21 protein-coding genes and 1 tRNA gene are annotated in these 22,188 nt (G+C 67.4%); 15 read left to right on the top strand and 7 right to left on the bottom strand.

Annotation, left to right across the window (positions count from 1 at the left end):
* The first annotated feature begins 8 nt into the window (after positions 1–8).
* Positions 9–749 carry a thioesterase II family protein gene (locus tag ACFY16_RS13000; protein WP_390647134.1) on the top strand — a complete coding sequence of 247 codons (741 nt, stop codon included), beginning with the start codon at positions 9–11 and terminating at the stop codon, positions 747–749.
* A 2-nt stretch (positions 750–751) separates the two neighbouring features.
* Positions 752–1,489: a thioesterase II family protein gene (locus ACFY16_RS12995; protein ID WP_390647133.1), complete on the top strand. Its 738-nt coding sequence runs from the start codon at positions 752–754 to the stop codon at positions 1,487–1,489.
* A 120-nt stretch (positions 1,490–1,609) separates the two neighbouring features.
* On the opposite strand, the gene ACFY16_RS12990 is transcribed toward ACFY16_RS12995, so the two are convergent.
* Positions 1,610–3,448, bottom strand: coding sequence for a hypothetical protein (locus ACFY16_RS12990; RefSeq protein WP_390647132.1), 1,839 nt, complete (start codon positions 3,446–3,448; stop codon positions 1,610–1,612).
* 996 nt (positions 3,449–4,444) lie between these two features.
* Between ACFY16_RS12990 and ACFY16_RS12985 the strand changes: the two genes are divergently transcribed.
* The 10 genes from ACFY16_RS12985 (at position 4,445) to ACFY16_RS12940 (ending at position 13,878) form a co-directional block, all read left to right on the top strand.
* Entirely contained in the window at positions 4,445–4,735 is a 291-nt protein-coding gene (locus tag ACFY16_RS12985; protein WP_390647131.1) for an Os1348 family NHLP clan protein, read from the top strand.
* A gap of 168 nt (positions 4,736–4,903) precedes the next feature.
* Entirely contained in the window at positions 4,904–6,283 is a 1,380-nt protein-coding gene (locus tag ACFY16_RS12980; RefSeq protein ID WP_390647130.1) for a B12-binding domain-containing radical SAM protein, read from the top strand.
* Positions 6,280–7,125: a hypothetical protein gene (locus ACFY16_RS12975; protein ID WP_390647129.1), complete on the top strand. Its 846-nt coding sequence runs from the start codon at positions 6,280–6,282 to the stop codon at positions 7,123–7,125. The genes ACFY16_RS12980 and ACFY16_RS12975 overlap by 4 nt, the downstream gene beginning before the upstream one ends.
* 146 nt (positions 7,126–7,271) lie before the next feature.
* Positions 7,272–8,390, top strand: coding sequence for a dienelactone hydrolase family protein (locus ACFY16_RS12970; protein WP_390647128.1), 1,119 nt, complete (start codon positions 7,272–7,274; stop codon positions 8,388–8,390).
* Positions 8,374–9,402, top strand: coding sequence for a radical SAM protein (locus ACFY16_RS12965; protein WP_390647127.1), 1,029 nt, complete (start codon positions 8,374–8,376; stop codon positions 9,400–9,402). The genes ACFY16_RS12970 and ACFY16_RS12965 overlap by 17 nt, the downstream gene beginning before the upstream one ends.
* Before the next feature lie 11 nt (positions 9,403–9,413).
* Positions 9,414–10,676 carry an MFS transporter gene (locus ACFY16_RS12960; protein WP_390647126.1) on the top strand — a complete coding sequence of 421 codons (1,263 nt, stop codon included), beginning with the start codon at positions 9,414–9,416 and terminating at the stop codon, positions 10,674–10,676.
* A complete protein-coding gene (locus ACFY16_RS12955) occupies positions 10,673–11,992 on the top strand; it encodes a class I adenylate-forming enzyme family protein (RefSeq protein ID WP_390647125.1) in 1,320 nt (439 codons plus the stop codon). The genes ACFY16_RS12960 and ACFY16_RS12955 overlap by 4 nt, the downstream gene beginning before the upstream one ends.
* Positions 11,989–12,309: a phosphopantetheine-binding protein gene (locus ACFY16_RS12950; RefSeq protein ID WP_390647124.1), complete on the top strand. Its 321-nt coding sequence runs from the start codon at positions 11,989–11,991 to the stop codon at positions 12,307–12,309. Before ACFY16_RS12955 ends, ACFY16_RS12950 begins: the two co-directional genes overlap by 4 nt.
* A gap of 17 nt (positions 12,310–12,326) precedes the next feature.
* Positions 12,327–13,043 (top strand): 2OG-Fe(II) oxygenase, encoded by a 717-nt coding sequence (locus tag ACFY16_RS12945; protein ID WP_390647123.1) that lies wholly within the window; start codon positions 12,327–12,329, stop codon positions 13,041–13,043.
* Positions 13,044–13,098: 55 nt separating this feature from the next.
* On the top strand, positions 13,099–13,878 hold the full coding sequence (locus tag ACFY16_RS12940) for an aspartyl/asparaginyl beta-hydroxylase domain-containing protein (RefSeq protein WP_390647122.1): 780 nt from the start codon (positions 13,099–13,101) through the stop codon (positions 13,876–13,878).
* A gap of 200 nt (positions 13,879–14,078) precedes the next feature.
* On the opposite strand, the gene ACFY16_RS12935 is transcribed toward ACFY16_RS12940, so the two are convergent.
* Together ACFY16_RS12935 and ACFY16_RS12930 are read right to left on the bottom strand one after the other, a co-directional pair.
* Positions 14,079–14,435 (bottom strand): ATP-binding protein, encoded by a 357-nt coding sequence (locus tag ACFY16_RS12935; protein ID WP_390647121.1) that lies wholly within the window; start codon positions 14,433–14,435, stop codon positions 14,079–14,081.
* Positions 14,436–14,539: 104 nt separating this feature from the next.
* Positions 14,540–14,836 carry a hypothetical protein gene (locus ACFY16_RS12930; protein WP_390647120.1) on the bottom strand — a complete coding sequence of 99 codons (297 nt, stop codon included), beginning with the start codon at positions 14,834–14,836 and terminating at the stop codon, positions 14,540–14,542.
* A 1,232-nt stretch (positions 14,837–16,068) separates the two neighbouring features.
* On the opposite strand from ACFY16_RS12930, the gene ACFY16_RS12925 reads away from it, so the two are divergent.
* Together ACFY16_RS12925 and ACFY16_RS12920 are read left to right on the top strand one after the other, a co-directional pair.
* Positions 16,069–16,335 carry a hypothetical protein gene (locus tag ACFY16_RS12925; protein ID WP_390647119.1) on the top strand — a complete coding sequence of 89 codons (267 nt, stop codon included), beginning with the start codon at positions 16,069–16,071 and terminating at the stop codon, positions 16,333–16,335.
* Positions 16,336–16,543: 208 nt separating this feature from the next.
* On the top strand, positions 16,544–16,933 hold the full coding sequence (locus tag ACFY16_RS12920) for a helix-turn-helix transcriptional regulator (protein WP_390647118.1): 390 nt from the start codon (positions 16,544–16,546) through the stop codon (positions 16,931–16,933).
* Here ACFY16_RS12920 and ACFY16_RS12915 read toward each other — a convergent pair.
* Positions 16,930–17,385, bottom strand: coding sequence for a hypothetical protein (locus tag ACFY16_RS12915; protein WP_390647117.1), 456 nt, complete (start codon positions 17,383–17,385; stop codon positions 16,930–16,932). The two genes, ACFY16_RS12920 and ACFY16_RS12915, sit on opposite strands and share 4 nt — an antisense overlap.
* 566 nt (positions 17,386–17,951) lie before the next feature.
* Between ACFY16_RS12915 and ACFY16_RS12910 the strand changes: the two genes are divergently transcribed.
* Positions 17,952–18,836, top strand: coding sequence for a fructosamine kinase family protein (locus tag ACFY16_RS12910; protein WP_390647116.1), 885 nt, complete (start codon positions 17,952–17,954; stop codon positions 18,834–18,836).
* A 191-nt stretch (positions 18,837–19,027) separates the two neighbouring features.
* On the opposite strand, the gene ACFY16_RS12905 is transcribed toward ACFY16_RS12910, so the two are convergent.
* The 3 genes from ACFY16_RS12905 to ACFY16_RS12895 all read right to left on the bottom strand — a co-directional run bounded on the left by ACFY16_RS12905 (position 19,028) and on the right by ACFY16_RS12895 (position 22,182).
* Positions 19,028–19,104: transfer RNA gene (locus ACFY16_RS12905), tRNA-Thr, on the bottom strand.
* A 107-nt stretch (positions 19,105–19,211) separates the two neighbouring features.
* Positions 19,212–20,837, bottom strand: a complete 1,626-nt coding sequence (locus ACFY16_RS12900) for an alpha/beta hydrolase (protein WP_390647115.1) — start codon at positions 20,835–20,837, stop codon at positions 19,212–19,214.
* Between the two features lie 139 nt (positions 20,838–20,976).
* Positions 20,977–22,182 (bottom strand): DNA polymerase III subunit delta', encoded by a 1,206-nt coding sequence (locus ACFY16_RS12895; protein WP_390647114.1) that lies wholly within the window; start codon positions 22,180–22,182, stop codon positions 20,977–20,979.
* Between the last annotated feature and the right edge of the window lie 6 nt (positions 22,183–22,188).

The following is a 22,188-nucleotide window of genomic DNA, read 5'->3' as shown; positions in this document are numbered from 1 at the left end:
CACCCCCGATGGCACACCGCCCGACCGGCCGCAACAAGTGGCTGCCCCGCCCGCCGTCGGCCGCGGCGGCCGGCCGGGTCTTCTGCATCCCCTACTCGGGGAGCGGCGCGAGCATGTACCGCCAGTGGCCGCGCGAACAGGACGGCGTGGAGTTCCTGCCCGTGGAACTCCCCGGCCGCGAGACCCGCTTCGCGGAACCCGTCCCCCAGACGTACCAGGAGCTGGCCGCGGCCATGATCCCGGCCCTGGAGCCGTACCTGGACGTCCCGTTCGCCTTCTTCGGCCACTGCAGCTCCGCCCTCGCCGCCTACGAGGTGTCCGCCGAGCTGATCCGCACCGGCCTGCCCGCCCCGGCCCGGCTCTACGTCTCCTCGCAGGTCGCCCCCCAGGACGGCCCGGCCGGCCGCTTCCTCACCATGGACGACGCCGGATTCGCCGCCGAGCTGGAGCAGCTGGTCACCGAACAGGGCGGCACCCCGAACCCCGATCTGATCGAGCTCTACGTCGAGGTCCTGCGCGCGGACGTGGACACGTACCGCCGCTATGTGATGCCCGACCCGTACCCCCTGTCCTGCCCGATCACCGTCGTCGGCTGGACCGAGGACGACATCATCCCGTACGACACGATGGGCGGGTGGCCCAAGTGCGGGGAGACGACCTCCGTGCTGCTCGAAGGACGCCACCACCGCCTGATGGAAGCGCCCCAGGAGCTGCTCCGCCTGCTCACCACCGGTCTCGGAGCGCGCTGACGATGGACATCGACCCCCGCTGGTTCAAACGGTTCGGCCGCACCGGCCCCGCCGAGATGCGTCTGCTGTGCTTCCACTACGCCGGTGGCAACGCGTCCGTGTTCCGGCAGTGGCCACGCCTGCTGCCCTGGTTCATCGAACCGGTCGCCGTCCAGCTCCCCGGCCGCACGGACCGCTTCCGGGAGACGCCGTACGACCGGATGGACCCGCTGATCGACGACTTGATCGAGGTGGTCAAACCCCTCCTCGACAAGCCGTTCGCCCTCTACGGCGTCAGCATGGGCTCCCGCGTGGCATGGGCCCTCGCCCATGCCCTGCGGGAGCGCGGAATGCCCATGCCGCGTCAGCTGTTCGTGGCGAGCAGCAGCCCGCCCTCCCTCGCCGACGGCCGGCGGGACTGGGACGGCCGGGACGAGAGCCTGATCGAGTTCCTGCGGACCATGGGCGGCACCCCCGACGAGGTCCTGGAACACCCCGAACTCGTGGCGGGCCTGCTCCCCACCCTGGCCGCCGACCTCTCCGTGGTCAGCACCCACACGTTCCGCCCCCGGACCCCGCTGGACATCCCGATCCACGCGTTCGCCGGCACCCACGACCCCGAGGCCACACCCGAGCAGATGACCGGCTGGCGCACCGAGACCACCGCCCGCTTCGACATCGACCCGGTCCCCGGCGGCCATATCTTCGACGACGCCGGCCACCGCCAGGTGATCCGCGCGATCGTCGACACCTGGGGCTGACGGGAGACCGTCCACAGGGAGGTCACGGTGAGACCGTGACCTCCACTCGGTGGTTCCAAGGGTGAAGGACGCCCCGGAGGTCCCGGGGCGTCCTTCGTGGTGGTCGTGACCAAGGGCTGCTCAGCGCACGTCCACGTAGTCGTGATAGCTCTCGGCGTCCACGTAGGAGCCGGACGCGAGGTAGACCGCGACCCAGGTGCCGTCCTGTTTCGCGGTGAAGTGGGCGGTGAAGTGGCCGTGCGAGTCGGCCTTGACGGAGCCCAGTCCCGTCCAGGACTTCTTGCCCTTGGCCTGGAAGAGGATGTAGATGCGCTGCTTTCCGAACGCCACCCACTTCGTGCCGCTCAGCCGCTGCAAGGTGCCGGTGGTGGTCACGGTGTGACCCTTGCGCACCGGCTCAGGACCGGCGTTGAAGCCGGTGATCCGGGTGGCAGTGCGGTTGAAGTGTACGGAGTTGGAGTAGCCGGACTGGTAGTCCGACGACCCCGCCGAGTACAGCCGCCAGTAGCCCTTCGGCACCGACACGTACGCGTCGAGGTCGAAGGTGCCGTCGGACTTCGTGGTGAACCAGCCGAGCGACTTCCAGCCGGTCTTGCCGTCGGCCGACTGCTGGAGGTACAGCTTCCGGTTCGGCGGCACCTTGCCGTTGCTGCCGTTCATGCTGCCCTGGATGTGCAGGTCGGAGTACTCGTCAATCCAGCTCGAGCAGAAGCAGATGTTCGTCCGGTTGATGACATCGACCTTGAACTGCGTGTGCGAGGGCGTCAGATACGGGTCGGCCAGGTAGCTGTCGCGGCTGGTCTCGACCGTGTACGTGCCGTCGTCGTACGGGATGTACGGGTCGGTGAGCGTGAAGCGCCCGCCGACACCGCTGGTCGCCGTGGCGTAGTAACCCATGTCGAGTGCGACGCCCTTGGCCGGGCGCCAGGTGCCGTCGTACAGGTACTCCACCACACCGGACGAGGACGCCTTGGCGCCGAACTTGATCTGCACGCTGGAGTGGTCCAGCCGAATCCGGCTCGGGCTGACCACGACCGGCAGGCTCTTGGTGTCGACGAGCACATAGGTGTTCGTGCCGTCGGGGTTGGCGATCCAGAAGGAGAGGGAGACCGGCACGGACGTGGCATTCTCGCCGTTCAACCTTGGTGCCACGTCGATCGCGTAGCTGCCGTCGGCGGCGGTGACGGCGCTGTAGGCGTGCTCGGCCACCACGCTCAGCGGTTTGCCGGCCAACGGCGAGGTGTCGCCGGTGATCGGGTCGAAGAGCGAGATGCGGCCGCTGAGCGTGACATGCGTGTGCTCCACGTCCAGCACGGCGGGGCTGATGCTGCGGTCGGCGAAGACCGGCTTCGGCTCGACGTCCACAGTGGTGGCGTGCGCCGACGAGGCACTGTCGCCGTCGCTGTCCTGGGCGCTGACCGTCACGTCGTAGCGGCCGTACGAGGGCAGTTGCGACATGCGCGGCGAGCGCCAGACGCCGTCCTGCGGTGTGCCGGAGACGAGCGTGAAGCCGGTGACTGCGACGGTCGCCGGGTCCGCGTCGCGCAGCTCGGTCAGGTCGGCGGACACCTCGGTGACCGCCGAATCGGAGGAGACGGCGACTGTCAGGAAGCCGGCGTCGGAAGGGTCGGAGCCGACGTTGCCGAACACCGGGGAGCCGGTGCCGTCGGCAGGCGCGCTGCTGCTCGGGGCGGGCGTCGGGTCGCCGGAGGGTGGGTCGGACGGGGTCTGATCGGCGGGGTTCGGGGTGTCCGACGGTTCGCCGATGGGCGGGTCGGACGGGGTCGGGGTGTCCGAAGGAGTGCCGGACGGGGCGCTGGTGGGTGTGTCCGTCGGCGTCGGATCGGCCGTCGGGTTCGTGCTCGCGGTGGCCGCCGGGTCCTGCCCGGGCGTGCCGCCGTCGGCCGCGTACGCCAGCGCCGGCGCGGCGAGGAGCGCGGCGCCCAGTGCGGCGGACACGGCCGCCGACACCAAAGAGCGTGTTCTCACTGCTGGATTCCCCCCACGGGAATGGCGCGGCCACACTGCCCCGGGTGTCCGGAGGCCGGCCGCGCTCTTTTTGTACGGTTGCTGTGAACATCACGCAACGCATCCGACTCTAACGGCTGCCCCGACAGGGGAGCGAGCGGGTTTGTGGACCTGGCAGGAAACCTCAACCTTCACTGTTCACCGGGCTGTTGGGAATGCCATCCGGAGTGATCCGGCGGCGTCAGGGCGCCCCGATGACGACCGCTCGCGTCCAGTCAGGCGGTGCGTCCGATATGTGGTCGGGATCGTCCTCGATCCGGAACCCGTCCCTGCCCTGACAGTGCACCGGGTCACCCCGCCACCTCGCCGGTGATGACGGCGAGCTCGCCGAGCAGATCGGCGACACTCTCTCCGGCCTCGGCCGGATGTGGCCGACCTCCCGCCACACCTTGTGCCGCACGAGGCGGTCACCGATCTCCTCGTCGCGATCGACGCGACTGGCCCGACTCCACGTCCACCAATTGAGAGTAAAGGTTCCATTTCAAATCAGTTTCAGAATTGAACTTAGGGATCAAACCAGGGCGCTCGATGCACATTTAGTGAACCGGCCGAAAAGGGAATCCACGCGAGACAATCGTAGCCGGAAAGACGTTGAGATCACGCCATCAGTTGGCCCCTGCATGAATCACCGCGCTGCCAATCACATCCGGTCGACCAGCCCCCTGCCTGCAACAGAGTATCACCCGGGATTTTAAACATTGCTGCCCTGCTCGGTCCTTTTGAGCCAAACAGGCGGGGCGCCGATGACATCCGTCACTCGATCAACAAGGATTTACGAAGTCGCAAGCTGAGCTCGATCACGGGTGGTCAGCCAATGAACGTAAACGGTTCAGCTCGCGGCGTTCGATCACCCGAGGCCGGCTCTTATGCGGCTCGCTTTCCGCCGTTGCTGCCTGTCCCCCGATGCACGGGGGAAGAGGAGGACAAATGTCACAGCAAGTAGTCGAGTACTCCGCCGAGCAGATCTCGGACGCCAACAAGGCGGCCCTCACGATGGAGGCGCTCATCGGGCGCCTCAGCCACGACGAGGACTTCGCGACGCACCTGGCCAACAACCCCCGCGAGGCCCTCGAAGCGTCGGACATGATGATGGAGAAGGAGGCCGTCCAGGTCCTCATGGCGATCGACCCGGAGCGTTTCGACAAGCTCTGTGAGGCGCTGTTCGACCTCGTCGACTCCGACTTCCTGCACATGATGTCGGCGCCCTCCTGCGCCTGATTCGAACCACGGCGCGCAGGGGTCGACACATCGCACAGCGGTGTCCACGCCATTCCTTGCGCGCCGGGTGAACAATCCACGGACGGAGGGGGCAGGTTGCCTTGCCCGGGGCCTGCCCCCGCTGTTCGTGTGTTCGTCGTAGTGCAGCGCCTTCCAGAGAGGACCGAGATGGCCCGCGTCGCATTGGTCAATCTGGCCAGTCTCCCCATGCCTGGCAACGAACCGATCTTTCCGATCGGTCTGCGGTGCGTTCAAGACGCTCTCGACCTGTCAGGCCATCAGACTCGTCTGATTGATTTCGTCCAGGATCCCGGAGCCGTGGATGACCTGGCCTGGGCCACTGAGTCCTGGGACGTCATCGGATTCACCATTCGCAACATCGACCCGATCGACATCTCCTGCGACGGCCATGTCGAGCATTACATGCACTTCCTCGGCAGAGTGCGTGCAGCTCTCGATGACGCCGGCGGTCCTCGCCCCCTCCTGGTCGGCGGAGGTCCGGGATACACCCTGTTCGCCGATCAACTACGGGCCCTGCTCGGATTCGACGTAGGTGTCATCGGTCCCGGCGAACAGGCCATGCTCGACATCCTTGCCGCACCCGAGGATTACCGCGGGCTGGGCAAGAACATCACGGGCCGCCGATACGAGGGCTTCTTGACGGAGGTACTCCGGCACCCTAAGTCGCTCATGGAGGTCTACACCCGGTTCGAGGGCGCGATGATCGGAGTGGAAACGCGCCGGAAGACCTGTTACCAGGGGTGCGTCTATTGCCCGTACGCGTATCTCAACGGCGATAACAGTGGCGACCTGAAGCCGCTGGACCTCATCGCGTCGGAACTCCGGGCGATCCATGCCGCCGGCATTCGACGGGTCTTCTTCACCGACGGAATCTTCAACAGTGAACTCCGCTATGCCAAAGAAGTCGTCGAGCTCATCACGGAGCTGGCTCTGCCCGGCCTGACCTGGTCGGCATATTTCACTCCAAAACCGTTCGATGATGAATTCGCCGCATTGCTCGCCGGGAGCGGAGTCGAATTCGTCGTAATTTCTCCCGACAGCCTCGACAATCGAGTCATGAAGCTCCTCGGGAAGACGTTCGACACTCGGCATGTGGACCGCTGTCTCGAACGGTGCAGGAAACACGGGATACCTGCGCGCGTGAACGTCGTCTTCGGTGGTCCCGGAGAGGACGAGGAGAGCGTGCGGAACAGCATCCAGTACATCAATTCCATGTTGGAGGACGGTGAACTGGTCATGCATGTCGGCTACCGTGTCCTGCCCCAGACCGGCATGGCCAGGCAGCTCGGAATACCCGACGAAGATCTGCTTGCCCCGACGTTCTACCCGTTCCACTCCGACACGTTCTCGTGGATCATCCGGGATCTTGAGAATCGTTTCATGCCTCCTAGCGTTCTCTTCAATTTCATGGCGGCGCGGAGCTCCAGCAAGCGCATGGCCAAGGTGCCGCTCCCGGCGGACTCGCGAGAGCCTGCGCCCACGGAATTCCCTTACCTGGCACTGAGTCGAGAGCTTCCGCTCGCATGACTGCCCCCGACGGCACGCAGCGGCTCACAAAGACCGGCCAGGTGCGCCGGCTGACACCGGAGGACGTCGACGGCGTCCTCCGGTTCGTCGAGCTCGAAGAGCTGGACGAACCGACCCTGACCCGGGAACTCGCGGGTGGAGGCGACTATCTCTGGATGGGGCTCGACTTGCCGAACGGTGGTCTGGGCGCTGTTCACCGCAGTATGAAGTGGGGGAACTACCTTCTCCTCAAGGGCGTGTTCGTCAACGAGCCGCTGCGCGGGAGCGGTGCCGCGCTGGAGCTGGCGTTCGCGCTGCGTGACGCCGCTCGTCATGGCGGGTATGCCGGACTGGCTGCTTGGGTCGAGCCGCACAAGCCCGAGGCCGCGCTGGCCCGCATGCTGCGGCTGCGTTCAACTGGTCCTCTGGTACATCGATTCGAGGTACGGGTACCGGACGATGCTCCGAACGCCGCAGCTTCCGCCCACAGCTGTGGTCCGATCACAGTGGACCTGCCGGAGTCGGCGGCGTCGACTCCGCTGGTGGCCGATCTACTGACCGATGACTCGCCCACGACCGTGCATTGGGTTCACGACCGTCACCGCCTGGTACTGAGCGGCTTTCCACCGCGCTCGATCTCAGACCTCGGCCTCGTGCTCTCGGCAGTGGCTCCTGTGGCCCGGTCCAAGGGGGCGCGCTACCTGGAGTTCCCGGTTCCCGCTGCGGATTTGTCGGCCGCGTTCTTCCTGGCCTCGGTGAAGGCCCGCCGCCTCAGCCGGACGCCCGTCCGACTCGGGCGTGTGGACTTCGGGGCCGCTCACCAGGGCACAGTTCGCGATGGAAGGAGGCAGGTCCGCGCATGATGCCGAGTGAAGCACGGTCCCTGTCCCTGCACCCCGACTCGGAGAAGGCACACGCCGAACTCAGTCGCCACGGCATCGACGCGGCCCAGCTGCGGAAGCTGCTGGGCCACTCCGATGGATGCGAGTGGCGTGAGTGGTCGGGCACGGTGGAGCTGTCGGACGAGCACGGCCGACGCACCGACATGGCGGTGCACGTACCGCCGTACCACCCCGGTCGGCGGCTCGGGGCTCTGATCGTCCTGCACGGGGCGGGCGGCAGTGGGGAGCAGGTGCTGCCCTACTTCACCGCTCTCGGGGACAGGTTGTCGATGGCCGTCCTTGCCCCGACCGCGCAGCAGCCGGCGCAGGCGTCACACAACCTTGACCTGGCCGGCATCTTCGGCAGTCGATTCAGCATGCCTCGCTGGGACCTGGCTGGCCAGGACTTCCCGCTCGCCGCCCTCCGTTGGGCCCGGACCACGCTCGACGCTGACCCGAATCGCTGTGTTCTCACCGGCGTTTCCATGGGCGGATTGGCCACCTGGAATCTGGGCATGCGGTTCTGGCCCTCCTTCGCCGCTGCCGTCCCGTTCAATGGAGCCCTCTCCATCTGGGAGTCGTTCGGGCCGGACGCACGGACAAGGGCCCTGCTGCCCAACACTCTTCCGCTTCCCCTCTTCGTCGTACACGGCGGCAAGGACACACGTATTCCGGCGGAGTTCGACCGTGAGTCCGTCCACACCCTGCGGGGCCTCGGACATCGAGACGTGCAGTATGTCGAGGTCCCGGATGGCGCGCATGGCCTGGACACACTTGGACTTACGGAGGACAGCCCGCTGTTCCGGAGGATCGAGCAGTGGCTGGGCCGGGCGAGACGTGGGAATCAGCCTCTTGAAATCCACCACCGGGCCGATGAGGACGCCCATGGCCGGGCCCACTGGGTGGCCCTCGGCGGCATCGTGTCGCAACGAAGCGGCGAGATCCACGCCCGGTGGACCGTTCCGGACCGGATCGAGATAGAGGCGAGCGGCGCTCAGCGAGTCACGCTCCATCTGTGCGGCGACCGGATCTCTCCCGGTCACACGATCACGGTGACCATCAACGGCACGGTGTCGGCGATTCCCTTCGAACCCGACCTGGCGACCGTCCACCGCACCTTTCAAGAAACCGCAGACTCAGGACTCGTCGCCGAACAGGTGGTCCACCTCGACGTGCCGCAACTCTCCGTCAACGAGCCGACCGAACTGAACAATCAAATGAGGTATCACGATGCTGACTCGATCTGAAATACGGTCGTACCTCACTGCCACGGGGCCGGCTCAGGAAGAGCTCTTCGCCGAGGCCCGCCGGCTCAGAGAGGAGTACTTCGGGCCGACCGTGATCTTGCGCGGCGTCATCGAGATCACCAACGTGTGCCGGGTGAACTGCGACTACTGTCCGATGCGTCGAGACAACACGCCGGAGAACGACCGCTACTTCATGAGCAGCGACGACATCGTGGAGCGTGCCCGCGACATCCGGGAAGCCGGAATCGACATCGTCCTCCTCCAAGGCGGCGAGACGCCTCGCAATCTCGCTACCATGGAGGACGCCATCCCGCGCATCCGCGAGTTGTTCGACGGCCGTGTCGAGATCCTCCTGAATCTCGGCAACTTGCGTCGGAGCCAGTACGAGCGCCTGCGCGACCTGGGGGCCACGAGCTACATCCTCAAGCACGAGACCAGCGACCCTGACCTGCACAAGGCGATCCGCCACGAGTCACTGGACGAGCGCCTTCGTTGCTTCAGGGATCTGCTGGACCTCGGCTACCGGGTAGGTACTGGCCTGATCTCCAGTTTGCCGGGGCAGTCCTTGGAGAGCATCGTCGACGACATCGAGTTGGCTCAGTCGCTCGGGGCGCACATGTGCAGTGTGGCTCCCTTCGTACCGGCACCGAATACGCCCCTGCAGCTGGAGCCCGCCGGATCCAACGAGCTCGCGCTCAACACGATCGCCGTCCTGCGGCTTCACCGGCCTCAGATGCTGATCCCGTCCGTGAGCGCCCTGGAGAAGACTTCTGCCGGTGGGCAGTCCCGGGGGCTGGAGGCCGGCGCCAACGTCATGACGGTGAACTTCACCGGCGACAGCGACCAGCACCGCTACCTGATCTACGGCAAGGACCGCTACGTGGTGAGAAAACGACACGTCGAGGATTTGACCAGGGCCTCGGGCTTGCGCCTGCGTGGTTCGGTGTTCCTGGATCCCGACGCGAGCAGCGATGTCCCCGTGGGGGCGGGCGGCCGAAAGCGAGTGTCGTGAGCACCTACTCCGTGGCATCCACAAACTTCGGACGCTTCTGGTTCGGGCAGACGCTCTCGCAGTTCGGGACCCGGATCGGCACCCTCGGTCTGTCCGTGACTGCCGTCGAACTCCTCGACGCCAACACACGGCAGGTCGGAGTACTCGGAGCGGCTTCCACCGTCTGTTATCTCCTCATCGGCCTTCCCGCGGGCGCATGGGTGGACCGGCTGCTCAAGCGCAAGACGATGATGTGGGCGGCTCTCACACGTTGCATCACCATCCTCGCGGTCCCGCTGCTTTGGCTGACAGGTGACCTGCGGATAGAGGTGCTCTACGTCGTCGCTGTCCTCGTGGGCGTGGTGAGCGTCTTCTTCGACGTCGCCTACCAGTCGTACGTGCCGGTCCTGGTACCCGAGGAGGACATCGGCGCCGCCAACGCACGCCTTGAGGCAACAGCCCAGGTGTCGACCCTCGGTGGCCCGGCTCTGGCCGGCCTGCTCATGCGGGTCGTCAGCGCGCCCGTCGTCATGCTCGTGGACGCTTTCACCTATCTCGTCAGCTTCCTCTCCCTCAGCGTGACCAAGGACGCTGAGCAGAAGCCCGCTCCGGCCGCCGGGGCCAAGTCCCACCTGCTGGCTGACATCGGGGAGGGCCTGCGGTTCGTCCGGGACCAGCCCGTCATCCGGCGGCTGGCGGTCTCCATGGGGGTGTCCAACTTCTTCGCCACCGTGGTGTCCACCCTGGTGCCTGTCCTCGTCATGCGCACCATCGGTTTCGACTCGTTCATGCTGGGACTCGTCATGACCTGTGGTGCCGCAGGAGGCGTACTGGGGGCACTGCTCGCCCCCAAGGCCCGGCAACGCTTCAGCGCAGGCGCGGTGATGTCCTGCGGCCTGCTCACGGCAGCGTTCTTCACCGTCGCCAACCCCGTGGCGGCCGTCGTTGCCCCGCACAGCAAGGTTCTTGCGGGAGCGGTCTTGTTGCTCGGCGAGTTCGGCATGACGGTTGGCGCACTGCTCTTCAACGTGACCCAGGTCAGCCTCCGGCAGACGCTCTGCCCCAGGAACCTCCTGGGCCGAATGAACGCCTCGATCCGCTTCGTCGTCTGGGGCAGCATGCCGCTGGCGGCGCTGGTGGCGGGCTGGCTCGGCTCGGCGATCGGCGTCACCGAGACGCTGTGGGTCGGCGTGATCGGCAGCGTGGCGACGGTCCTGCCCATCCTCACCATCGACCGAGTGATGGCCTCCCGCCTTGGTCCGACGGAAGCGCAGGAGCCGGAGGCGGTACGGTGATTCCGCAGGGGCGTCAAGATCTGGTGACACGCATTTTGGCGCACGGAGTCCATGTCGACGGCGAGCGCATCAACGCCGCTGGATCCTCTTTCCACTTGCTCTGCGACCGCTTGGAACAGGCCGGCGTGCAGCCCGGCAACATCGTGGTGCTCAGGGGCTTGCAAGGCCGCGATCTGGTGATGGCCGCCATGGCGACCTGGCAGCTGGACGCGGTGCCCCTGCCCGTACCGTTCCAGAAGCACTGTCAAGACAACGAGGCCGTCCAGACCTGTCTCGATGCCTGCCAGGTCACAGAGACCCTGTCCGTGCTCCCGGCCAGCCCTGGGAACAGGGCCATCCGGCTGGACACCTCAGCGGTGCTCCACCTGAGTTCGGGCAGCACCGGCACTCCCAAAGTTGCCCGCCGCGGTGTGGCCAGCGTGCTGCAGGACGCGGAAGGCTACCGAATGGGTCTGGGACTGGTCCCCGGCGACCGCGTAGCGATCCCGGTGCCGCTCGTGCATTCCTTCGGCTGGGGCGTCACTATGAGCGCGCTCCTCAGCGGATGCGACGTCGACGTGGCGCCCTTCGTCCGGGCGAGCACTCTGGCGCGTAAGGCCGACTCCGGAACCGTGTCGGTTCTGGCCGTCACCCCACCTGTGGCCCGGTTGTTGGTCGAGACCCGGCGTCAGGGCGAGTCCAGCCCGCGTGCCGCGATGGCAGGTGCAGGCCCGGTGCCAGACGATCTCGACGAGGCGTTCAGGAAGCGGTTCGGAGTACCGCTGCTACGCGGGTACGGCTCCACCGAAACTGGGGGCACCTTCTTCGGAGACCGGGGAATGGGCCGACCGGTACCGGGGGTCGACATCGTCGCGCCGTCACCGGGCGAGCGTGGAGAACTGATCCTGCGATTGTCCGCACCGGTGGAGGGCTATTTCGGTGACGAATACGCGCCCCTGCGACAATGGCATACCGGCGATATCGTCCGGCACGGCGCCGATGGCTGCGTGCACTTCGAGGAGCGAGCTCGCGGACCGCTCCGGCTGAACGGCAGATTCATCCGTGCCGACGTAACCGAGCAAATCCTGCGCTCCGTGCCAGGAGTGACGGATGTGTTCCTGCTGATCATGCCCCGCAGCGACAGCCCCGAGACCGAAGACTTCTACGCCGTGGTCGAGGGCGACGCCTCCGAAGACAACCTGCTCGCATCCCTGGCCCGGTCCCCGGCCGACGTGCCTGTTCCGCGGGTGGTCGTCTGTGAGCAGTTCCCACTGACCCCGTTGGGCAAGCGAGATCGGGGCGCATTGATCGAGACGATACGGAAAGCGGGCAGATGACAGACCCGGCACAGCTCCGAGCTTGTGAACTGCTGGTCGCACGGCTGGTCGTGGGGGCCATGGCCGATCGGGGGATCGCTGCCCCAAAGGCGGAGGAACTGGTCGAAGACGCCGAGCTGCGAACTCGTGATCTCTCGCTGCTCGGCCTGAGCTCCCTCGACTGGATCGCCCTCGCGACCCGACTGGAGGACACGATAGGCGCGGAGATCCCTGACCAGGTGCTGCTCGCTCCTGAGCAGCGGTGTGTAGCGGGCTGGGGAGAAGCAGTCCTGGCGGCCCGGACAACTCGGTCCGGGGCTTCGAATCGGACCCATTGATCCCGGAGGTGGGGAACGTGCACGAAACACAGCACGGACGTCGCTACATCGTCATCGACGACTTCCTGAGCGCGCCGGACTTCGCCGCCGCCCAGGACCTCATGGAACGCACGGCGTTCACCCTGCGGGAGAGCGTCATCTCGGCCGAGGACGGGCCGGCATTCCGCTCCCGAGGCACCCGCTTCGGTCCGGATCTCGGCACACCGGGCGCCCTCGAACAACCAAAGGTGTACGAGGAATTGGCCCGGGCTGTTCGTGCGTACGCCCGCTTCTACGGTGAGGCAGGCACCGAATGGGACAGGATCACGTTCGCCTTCTGGAAGTACCCGGTGGGCAGCCGACTCGGCTGGCACAACGATGCCGGACTGGGCCGACAGGGCGAGTTCATTCTCTTTCTCCACGATCGGTGGCGCCCCTCTTGGGGTGGTGAGCTGAAACTGATCGATGAGGATCCCCAGCCGGTGACGGAGGACGAGGCCGCCGAGAGCGACCTGGTGCTGCGGATGGAGGCACGCATCGAGCGCAGCACGACCAGCCCCGTTGCGATCGTGCCGAAGCCGAACCGGCTGGTGATGGTGAAGTCGGACACCGTCCACACCATCGGTCGGGTGGACCACACCGCAGGTGACACGCTGCGCCGCACGCTCACTGGTTTCGTGTCGAAGAGCCCGGCGCGTGAGCGGACGCGAGCAAGTGCGCTGGAGAGCCTCAGCGCGATGCTCACCACCAACTGACCTTGGCCACTGGCCTTCTGACCACATCCGCGATCAACGACGCCTGGAGGTACACATGCAACCGTGGCTTGCCGAGAGCCCGGCCTATCTGGAGCGATGGATCGACGAGCAGGGAGTCGACCGTGCGTCGCTGGAGCGGGTGCTCAACGGCTTGGACATCGTTCTCCAGGGCAGGGTGAGCGAGCACATGAGCGGTGGCCAGGAACCGAACCTCTTCATCCCGGGCCTGTCCGAGGCCGCCTGGTGGGACAACAAGCTCTTCCCGTGGCTGTCGCATGTAGAAGCAGCCACGGAGGACATCACAGCGGAGTTCGAGAGCCTGGGCGGCCTGGTCGGCAAACGGATTGTCGCCAATCCGACCGAACTCGCCGACGAAGGCCGGTGGTCGGCGCACTATCTCTACCACTCAGCCAAGTCCTACCCCAGGAACCTCGATGCCTGCCCGAAAACCGTGAAGGTGCTCGAACCGATATCCGGCGCGTTGGGCTGCGGCATGACGTACTTCTCGGTCCTGGACCCTGGCACGCACATCGCGGCGCACACAGGCTTCACCAACGCTCATCTTCGATGCCACCTGGGCCTGGTGACCCCGAAGGGCGCCCGGATCCGAGTCGGTGATGAGACGAGGGAGTGGGCGAGCGGCAAGGCATTCGTCTTCGACGACTCCTTCGAACACGAGGTGTGGAACGACAGTGACGAAGGTCGAGCGGTGCTGCTGTTCGACATCTGGCACCCCGAACTCACCGAGATCGAGGTCCGGGCCATCACTTACCTGATGGAAGTATCGCGAAAGCTGATCTACCGGACTTTCTTGGCAAAAGAATTCGTGGCCTGATGCCGGGTCCGAGAGGACGTAGGCGTCTCCGTCCGACCACAGAGAACCAGGGCTGGTGAGCGCCCGGTGCCTGGGCACTCGACGATCCTGCCAATCCGCGAGCAGCTCGCACCACGTGGCCTCGGCGCGCATGACTTCGTTGCGCATATCAGCCGGCGCAAGGTCGGTTTCCGTGCGGAGCCGCACGAGGTCGCTGGGTGTCAGGCGCAGAGTGCGGACGGTGAGACGGTTTTGCCCCAGCGCATTTCGTCGTAGCCCCAGCGGTGAGACAGCGCGTCGACCAGTACCAAGCCGCGTCCCGTCTCATTGCCGCCGTCGACCAGATCCATCTTCGGCAGGGCGTGGGATGTGTCAGTGACACCGATCCGTACGAGTTCGTTCGTGACGCGCCGGACGGATACCCGGATGCGCCGGCACGGGGTGTGGCGGACCGCGTTGCCCACCAGCTCAGAGACGATCAGAGTGCCCGCATCGTCCAACTCGGCTAAGCCCCGGGTGCTCAGTGCGGCCGAGACGAGGCGCCGGGCACGCGCTTGGTCGCTTGGCAGTGCGGACAATTGACCTGGGCGTTGGACCCGTAGCGCACCGTCAGGCCCTGGCTTCTCTGCACTTCACCCGCACGGGCGGCGAGGAGATTTCGGGTGGCGAGGCGGGCGAGCTGCTAGGGGGCTTCCGGGCGGAGTCCGTATTCGGCCAGCCATCCGAGCATCTCGTGGCGGGATGCCTGGACGAGGTGTCCTCCCGTGAAGCGAGTGTCGTCGGTGACCTCTGCGACGCACCAGGCCGGGGGAACGAAGGACTGTGCCTCGTCATCTGTAGTGAACTCGGCTTCTGCGAGTACCAGGCCCTGCAAGTGGCCGTCGAAGACGTCGACACCCAAGGGGGGAACGCTGAAGCGGGTCTTCGCCAGCAGGGCGGCCGGCAGTGAGGCGATCACGTCGTACTCGGCTGGCGACAAGTACGTATTCGTGATCAAGCCCTGGACAGCGCCAGGCTGAGAGATGGGGACTTTCTGGGTGAGCTTGAGCTCACAACGGCCGCCCGAGAAGTCGGCCCGACGCAGTCGCAAGCGGGTTCCTGTCAGATACCGGTCGTTGATGACGCGGCTGACGGTCACCGCCGACGGTGCCGGCGGCTCGGCCAGCAGGAACCGCCTCTCCCGCTCGACTCGTGCGTACTTGCCTGGGTGAACCGCCTGGCCTTCAACCCCGCCTCTTTTGTCCATCATGAGGACAGCCTCTCAGCCGCGAGGGCGCGGAAACTCAAGGTCGACAGTGGTTCGTCGTCGTGAGCGGATGGCGTCGGCTTGCTGGTCCGGAGGAACATCAAGGTCAGGTCGATGCCCTCGATCTCCCCGAGCCACTGTTCCTCCTCCGCGCGCAGTAGCCGACCTGGTTCGGGGCGCATTGAAGGATGAGCGCGGCCGCGGTGCGGTCTGTGGTGGGGTCGATGCGTGCTGGCTGCTCATCCATGTATCCGAATGCACGTCCGTCGTCGCCTGGCGGGATGAAGGGCATGGGTGTCTTCCTCCCGGCAGGGTCAGGGGGCGTCCTCGATACCGGCCGGCGTGACGGAGCGGCTGATCTGCGGGATCAGCCCGTACAGGAGGCTCGGGCGGATCTCCGGCTGGCCGACGTAGCCGCACTCGTGCGGGCAGGGAACCCACTTCCAGGGTTGGGCGTACGGGGCCCCTGGGATTCGCGGGAGCGGTCGGGGTCGTCGGGGGCGCAACGGCGTTCGGCGCGGCCTCTGTGGCCGCAGCCGGTGCACAGGCCGAAGGCGTCGCGGTAGGCGCCGGCGCCTCCTCTTGTTCCAGCGGCATTGATGATCTTGGGCCGGATTTTCCGGGAGGAGTTTCTTGCAGGTCAGCGATCCAGCGCACCTTCGGTGCGCGCCGGGGCGTGGAATATGCCGTGGCGCGCGTTGGGGTGCGTCTGTCCGTTCCGACCTGGGCTGATGCCGGTTCGGGATGCCGGAGTGTCCGACCCGGCCGAAACCGATGCCTCTGTGATGCTGGTCAGCTCGCCCGCGCCGCGCCGAAGGACGCATGGGTAGCGCAACTTGCCCAGGTTCGCTGGCCTGAACGGGGCGTATCCGTACCCGGTTAGCCGCCTTGACTTTTGGGGTCGTGGAGGCCGCGTGCATCGTGAGGTGTTTCCACCCCTCATCTCCACCGAACAGGAGCACTTCGTGATCAAGAAGATTCTGGCCAGCGCGGCTTTCGCCGCCGCCGCCACGCTGGCCGTCGCCGCGCCCGCTTCGGCGGATACCGACATCGTCGGCGAGGCGGGCGGCCTCCTGAACACCTACGGCGCCCCGCTCGTCAACGCCGACCTCCGCTGCGCGGTGCCGCTGCCGGAAGGCGAGGGCATCGGCGGGCACGCTCTCGGCGGCCCCAAAGCGGCGTGCAACCTCGCGCCCGTCGACCAGTACCAGGCCCCGCAGAAGCTCCTCTGACAGTGATCACGTGACTGATCGTTCTGCAGATGGGCCTGACTCGCCCCGTGGCTGACGTCCTGGACTGTCGTGTTTGGGATTTGTCGGCTCGTTGACGGGGCCACCACCCACGGCGGCCAGACCCTGCCCACACCCATGCTGAGCTGCTGCAATTTACGCGCCAGAGGGCACGCATAGGGGCGGGCACCGAGATGCCCGCCCCTCTCGGATGTGGTTTCAACTGGCCTGCTGCAGTACCACCGGAGGGCCGGACGGCTGCTCCTGTGATTCCCCGTCGACCGCCACGGCCAAGGCGCGCAACGCCTCCACAGCCTCACTGGCACTCAAGGAGCGCCGGCCCGACTGCTCAGCCTCGATCACATGGTTCAGCGGGTCGCGTGGCGAGGACAAGGGCCTGTCGACCACGCCCCTGCAGCGGGCGATTCTGCGCGAACTGTGCTTAGGCCGCACACAGGCTCAGGCCGCGAAAAACCTCGGCGTTGGCCCCGCATGGATCAACGAACAGCTCAGCCAGCTCCGCAAGAAGGTCGGCGTGGGAACCCTGAACGAGCTGATCTACTGGTGGGCGAAGTCACCCAACCTCGACGTGCCGGACTAAGACGCCCTGCGGACCACTTCGGTGCGCCACTCCAGCGTGACCCGGTCATCCACATCCCGCACTCCGCGCGCCCGCGCGGGGTGCACATGCACCTTCTCCACCAGCAGAACGGCCAAGCTCCGCTTGGAGCTGTGCGGCGCGTGCTCCCACCAACGGGCCAGGTCTTCGACCCCGCCGATCGGCACATCCACGACCTGCTCCAGGAACCGCAGCCGGGCCCGCTCCTTCTTCAGGCTGTCCCCGATGCGCCGGTCAGCAGCACCGAAAGCAGCCCGTGACAGCTGGCGCCCCTCGTACGGCTCGGCCAACTCGGCCCGGGATTTCTCCAGTTCGGTGATCCGGGCGCGTACCTCATCGGCCTCAGCAGCCAGGCCCGCACGGGCCTCCTCCAGCGCGGCCCGCGCGCTGCAAGCGATGCTCGGGCACGCCTCCATGCGGATGACGACCGACACCTACCAGACGGTCCTGCCCGACGCCGCTGCCCGAGCAGGCGAAGAAGCAGGCCGTGAAGCGGGCGAAGAGGCAGCGCAGGCGGGTGGCCTGACGGGCCCTAAGTGGGTGCGTCCGGAAATCCTTCGGGGGTTGATCAAGCCGCCAGTTAGACGGAGAATTCTTGCTGGTGATCGGCAGTGTGCCGGTCGAACCTGGCCAGCAGATCATCCAGGTCGGAGGTGGTGAACTTCCACTGGAACGGCCGTGCTGTGGCGTTGTAGCGGCCTTCGAAGGCTCGGAGCCGAGAAGCCCTGGACTGCGCCTGCGGCCTCTACCTCACCGCCCCCGGCATCTGAGCCCGGATCCAGCATCGTTGATCTCGACTACGACGAGCTTGTCACCCGCGACAAGGCCAACCTCGACATCACGTGGCTGCGCGCCCAGTCCCTCGAGGACCTCGACAACCTGCCCGCGCCCGAGGTCACCGCCCGCGAGATCGTCGAGGACCTCACAGCAGCACTCGAGGAATTCCCCGCCGTCACGGCGGCCCTCGAGAGCGCCGGCACTCAACAAGAGGAGCACACCCGTGACAGACGCGATGTCCTTTCTGCTCGAACGCCTGCATGCGGCCGGCCTGACCGATGTCGTCGCGGCCGAGCCGGCCACTGGAGGTTTCGCCGCGACCGCCGGGCTCGCGCGCTGCGGTGACGGCACGTCGGTGTTCGTCAAGGCGTTCGGCGAGCCGCCGTCGGACGACGCCTTCGCCGCGGAGGCCGAAGGGCTCACCGTGCTGCGCGAGGCGGGCGGCGTCGCCACGCCTGAGATCATCCTCGCGGGCCGCGACTTGCTCGTGCTGTCCGTGCTGCGGCCCCGGCCGGGCACCGAGGCCTTCTGGGAGCAGCTCGCGCATGCGCTCGCCGACCTGCACACCAGCACGCGGCACCCCCGATTCGGGTGGCACCGGGACAACTGGCTGGGCCGTCGTCGCCAGGTCAACACCTGGGACGACGACGGGTTCGAGTTCTTCGCCCAGCATCGTCTGCTGCGCTGGCTCGGCGAGCGTCGCGTCCAGGAGGCGCTCGACGCGGCGGACCGGGCGGCGCTGGAGCGGCTGTGCGACCGGCTGCCCGAGCTGCTGCCGGTCAGGCCCGCGTGCCTGACGCATGGCGACCTGTGGGCGCTGAACGTCATGGCGACCCCCGACGGGCGGCCCGCGCTGATCGACCCGGCCGTGTCGTACACGTGGGCCGAGGTCGACCTGGCCCACCTGTGGACGACGGCGCCGCCGCCCGAGGCGCACGTGTTCTTCGAGCTGTACGCCGAGCTGACCGGGCTCGACCGCGACTGGCGCGAACGCATGCCGATTCTCCAGCTACGCCAGCACCTGGCCGTGATCGCCCAGTTCGACCCCGACTGGGGCGCCGCCGATCTCGTGCGCGCCACGCTCGCCCCGTTCCGGCAGCGGCCCTGAGCTCAGCCGAGTAGACGCCAGACACAACACCGGCTCGGAGCCGACCACTAAGGCCCCACTCGGGCCCGCGCGGGCCCCATCTTGGCCCCATCTGGCCCTCGTACACGCCTCAGAGGGCAGTGGGCTAGACCACGAGCCGATCAAGGAAATGAGAAAGGGCCCGGTCAGAGGTCTGACCTGGCCCTTCTACGTGGAGCCGCCTTCGGGATTCGAACCCGAGACCTACGCATTACGAGTGCGTTGCTCTGGCCATCTGAGCTAAGGCGGCGCGCTGTCCGCACCATGGTGCGATCAGCAACGTCGGTAAGTCTACACAGTTTCGAGGGGTGCTTCGTACCAGCCCCGGAGTGGGGCGTCCGGGGCCGGTGACCTGGGCTACGAGCAGCGTTTTCCGTTGGCCGGAGGGGTGCCGTGGAGGAGGTAGGTGTCGATGGCGGAGTCGATGCAGGCGCTGCCGCGGCCGTAGGCGGTGTGTCCGTCGCCCACGTAGGTGAGGAGGCGGCCCGAGGAGAGCTGGTGGGCCAGGGACTGGGCCCAGCGGTACGGGGTCGCCGGGTCGCGGGTCGTGCCGACCACGACGATCGGGGCCGCGCCCTTCGCCTGGATGCGGTGCGGCTCACCCGTGGCCTTCACCGGCCAGTACGCGCAGTTCAGGGAGGACCAGGCGAGGCCCTCACCGAAGACCGGGGAGGCCTTATCGAAGGCGGGGAGATCGCTCCGTACCTGGTCGGGGGAGGAGAACGCCGCCGGGAGGTCCAGGCAGTTCACGGCCGCGTTGGCGAACATCAGGTTCGTGTACCGGCCGTCGGCGTCCCGCTCGTAGTAGGTGTCGGAGAGGACGAGCAGGCCGGCGCCGTCGTTCTCCTTCATCGCCGAGTTCAGTGCCTCGCGCAGCTGCTGCCAGGCCCCCTCGTCGTACATCGCGGCGATCACGCCGATGGTGGCGAGGGACTCGGTGAGCTTGTGGCCGTCCGCGTCGCCGGTGGGGATGGGGTGGGCGTCGAGCTTCCGGAAGAACGCCTGGAGGCCGACGCCGACCTCCTCGGGCGTCTTGTCCTTGCCGTCGAACGGGCAGTCGCTCTGCCGCACGCAGTCCTTCGCGAACGACTGGAACGCCGTCTCGAAGCCCGCCGTCTGGTCGAGGTTGATCTGGCGGGCGGACAGCGACGGGTCGAGCGCGCCGTCCAGGACGAGCCGGCCCACCCGCCCGGGGAACAGGCCTGCGTACGTCGCCCCGAGGAGCGTCCCGTACGACGCTCCCACGTAGTTCAGCTTCTGGTCGCCCAGCACCGCCCGCAGGAGGTCCATGTCCCGGGCCGCCTCGACGGTGGAGACATGGCGGAGCAGCTTCGGGGAGTCTCGGCCGCAGCCCTCCGCGAACTTCTTGTACGCGGCGACGAGTCCGTCGACCTCCTTCTGGTCGTCGGGCGTGACGTCCGTCTTCGTGAACGCGTCCATCTGCCGCCCGTCGAGGCATTCGATGGGCTCGCTGCGGGCCACGCCCCGCGGGTCGACCGCGACCATGTCGTATCGGGCGCGGATCTCGGCGGGGTAGCCGATGCCGGCGTACTGCTGGAGGTAGCCGATCGCCGAACCGCCCGGCCCGCCCGGGTTCACCAGCAGCGACCCCAGGGGCTTGCCCGGCCCTGTGGCCTTCTTGCGTGCCACGGCCAGCCGGATGTCACCGGCGGTGGGCTTGGCGTAGTCGAGCGGCGCCTTCATCGTGGCGCACTCGAAGCCGGGGACACCGCAGCTACGCCAGGCCAGCTTCTGCCCGTAGTACGGCGAGAGCGCGGCGGGCGTGGCACGGGGCAGCGCGGCCAGCGCCACCTCCGCCGATGAACTGCCGGAACTCGTCGCACCCCCGGAGGAGCACGCGGAGACGAGCAGGCCCGCGGCGACGAGCAAGATGCCGGCGGTACGGATCGTGTAGGTGCCGGTGGCTCCGGAGCGGTGCTGAGGATTTCGGCTGGTCGGACGGAGGGCGCGCCTGATGTACATCACGAGATCCTAACCCTGTGCGACGACCCGGATGCGTTCCGTACGGAACGTGCCTCGTATGAGTTACGCCGTCAACCTGCGGTGATGGGCCCGGCGGCGACCACTCGTCGCTGCGCCCAGCCCCGATCCCAGGCCGGTTTCAGCCCGATCTCAGTGCCATCGTCATCGCCTCCACGGCCAGCAGCGGGGCCACGTTCCGGTCGAGGGCGTCGCGGCAGGCGGCGATCGCCTCGATACGGCGGAGGGTGGACTCGGGGCTGGTGCCGCGGGCGAGGCGCTCCAGGGTGTCCTCGGCGTCCGCGTTGGCGAGGGCGATCCGGGAGCCGAGCTGGAGGGCGAGTACGTCGCGGTAGAAGCCGGTGAGGTCGGTGAGGGCGAGATCGAGGCTGTCGCGCTGCGTCCGCGTCCGGCGCCGCTTCTGCATCTCCTCCAGGTCCTTCATGACGCCCGCCGTGCCGCGCGGCATCCGGCCGCCCTGGGACGCGCCCATGGCTGCCTTCAGCTCGTCGGTCTCCTTGCCGTCCATCTCCTCGGCGAGCTGCTTGGCGTCCTCGGCGGCCGCGTCGACGAGCTCTTGGGCGGCCTTGAGGCAGCCGCCGATGTCCTCCACCCGCAGCGGCAGCTTCAGCACGGCGGCCCGGCGCTCGCGCGCGGCCGGATCGGAGGCGAGGCGCCTGGCCCGGTCGACGTGCCCCTGGGTGGCGCGGGCGGCGGCAGCGGCGACGCCGGGCTCGATGCCCTCACGGCGTACGAGCATGTCGGCGACGGCGTCGACGGACGGTGTCCGCAGGTTCAGGTGGCGGCAGCGGGAGCGGATGGTCGGCAGGACGTCTTCCAGCGAGGGTGCGCAGAGCAGCCAGACCGTGCGGGGGGCCGGCTCCTCCACGGCCTTGAGGACGGCGTTGGCGGACTTCTCGTTCAACCGCTCGGCGTCCTCGACGAGGATGACCTGCCAGCGGCCGTTGGCCGGTGACGTGTACGACTTGCGGACCGTGTCCCGCATGTCCTTCACGAGGATCTCCGCGCCCACGGCGGCGACCGTGCTGACGTCGGCGTGGGTGCCGATGAGCGCCGTATGACAGCCGTCGCAGAACCCGCAGCCGGGGACTCCGCCGAGCGCCCGGTCGGGGCTCACGCACTGCAACGCGGCGGCGAAGGCACGCGCCGTCTGCGTCCGCCCCGCCCCGGGCGGTCCGGTGAACAGCCAGGCGTGCGTCATCTTCGACGTCTCGGGCAGCGGCGCGTCGGCAGCGACCGCCGTGACCAGGGCGTCGGCGTCCCGGGCAGCGGCGGCCAGCTGCTCGCTGACCTTCTCCTGCCCGACGAGGTCGTCCCACACGGTCATGGGTCA

The organism is Streptomyces sp. NPDC001315 (genome assembly GCF_042896175.1).
Lineage (GTDB): Bacteria > Actinomycetota > Actinomycetes > Streptomycetales > Streptomycetaceae > Streptomyces.
This window is presented reverse-complemented; position numbering and strand designations above follow the sequence as displayed.

Coding starts and splice junctions, on each gene's coding strand:
- ACFY16_RS13000 (WP_390647134.1), top strand. CDS start 9: ATGGCACACCGCCCGACCGGCCGCAACAAGTGGCTGCCCCGCCCGCCG.
- ACFY16_RS12995 (WP_390647133.1), top strand. CDS start 752: ATGGACATCGACCCCCGCTGGTTCAAACGGTTCGGCCGCACCGGCCCC.
- ACFY16_RS12985 (WP_390647131.1), top strand. CDS start 4,445: ATGTCACAGCAAGTAGTCGAGTACTCCGCCGAGCAGATCTCGGACGCC.
- ACFY16_RS12980 (WP_390647130.1), top strand. CDS start 4,904: ATGGCCCGCGTCGCATTGGTCAATCTGGCCAGTCTCCCCATGCCTGGC.
- ACFY16_RS12975 (WP_390647129.1), top strand. CDS start 6,280: ATGACTGCCCCCGACGGCACGCAGCGGCTCACAAAGACCGGCCAGGTG.
- ACFY16_RS12965 (WP_390647127.1), top strand. CDS start 8,374: ATGCTGACTCGATCTGAAATACGGTCGTACCTCACTGCCACGGGGCCG.
- ACFY16_RS12950 (WP_390647124.1), top strand. CDS start 11,989: ATGACAGACCCGGCACAGCTCCGAGCTTGTGAACTGCTGGTCGCACGG.
- ACFY16_RS12940 (WP_390647122.1), top strand. CDS start 13,099: ATGCAACCGTGGCTTGCCGAGAGCCCGGCCTATCTGGAGCGATGGATC.
- ACFY16_RS12920 (WP_390647118.1), top strand. CDS start 16,544: ATGTGGTTTCAACTGGCCTGCTGCAGTACCACCGGAGGGCCGGACGGC.
- ACFY16_RS12900 (WP_390647115.1), bottom strand. CDS start 20,837: ATGTACATCAGGCGCGCCCTCCGTCCGACCAGCCGAAATCCTCAGCAC.
- ACFY16_RS12895 (WP_390647114.1), bottom strand. CDS start 22,182: ATGACCGTGTGGGACGACCTCGTCGGGCAGGAGAAGGTCAGCGAGCAG.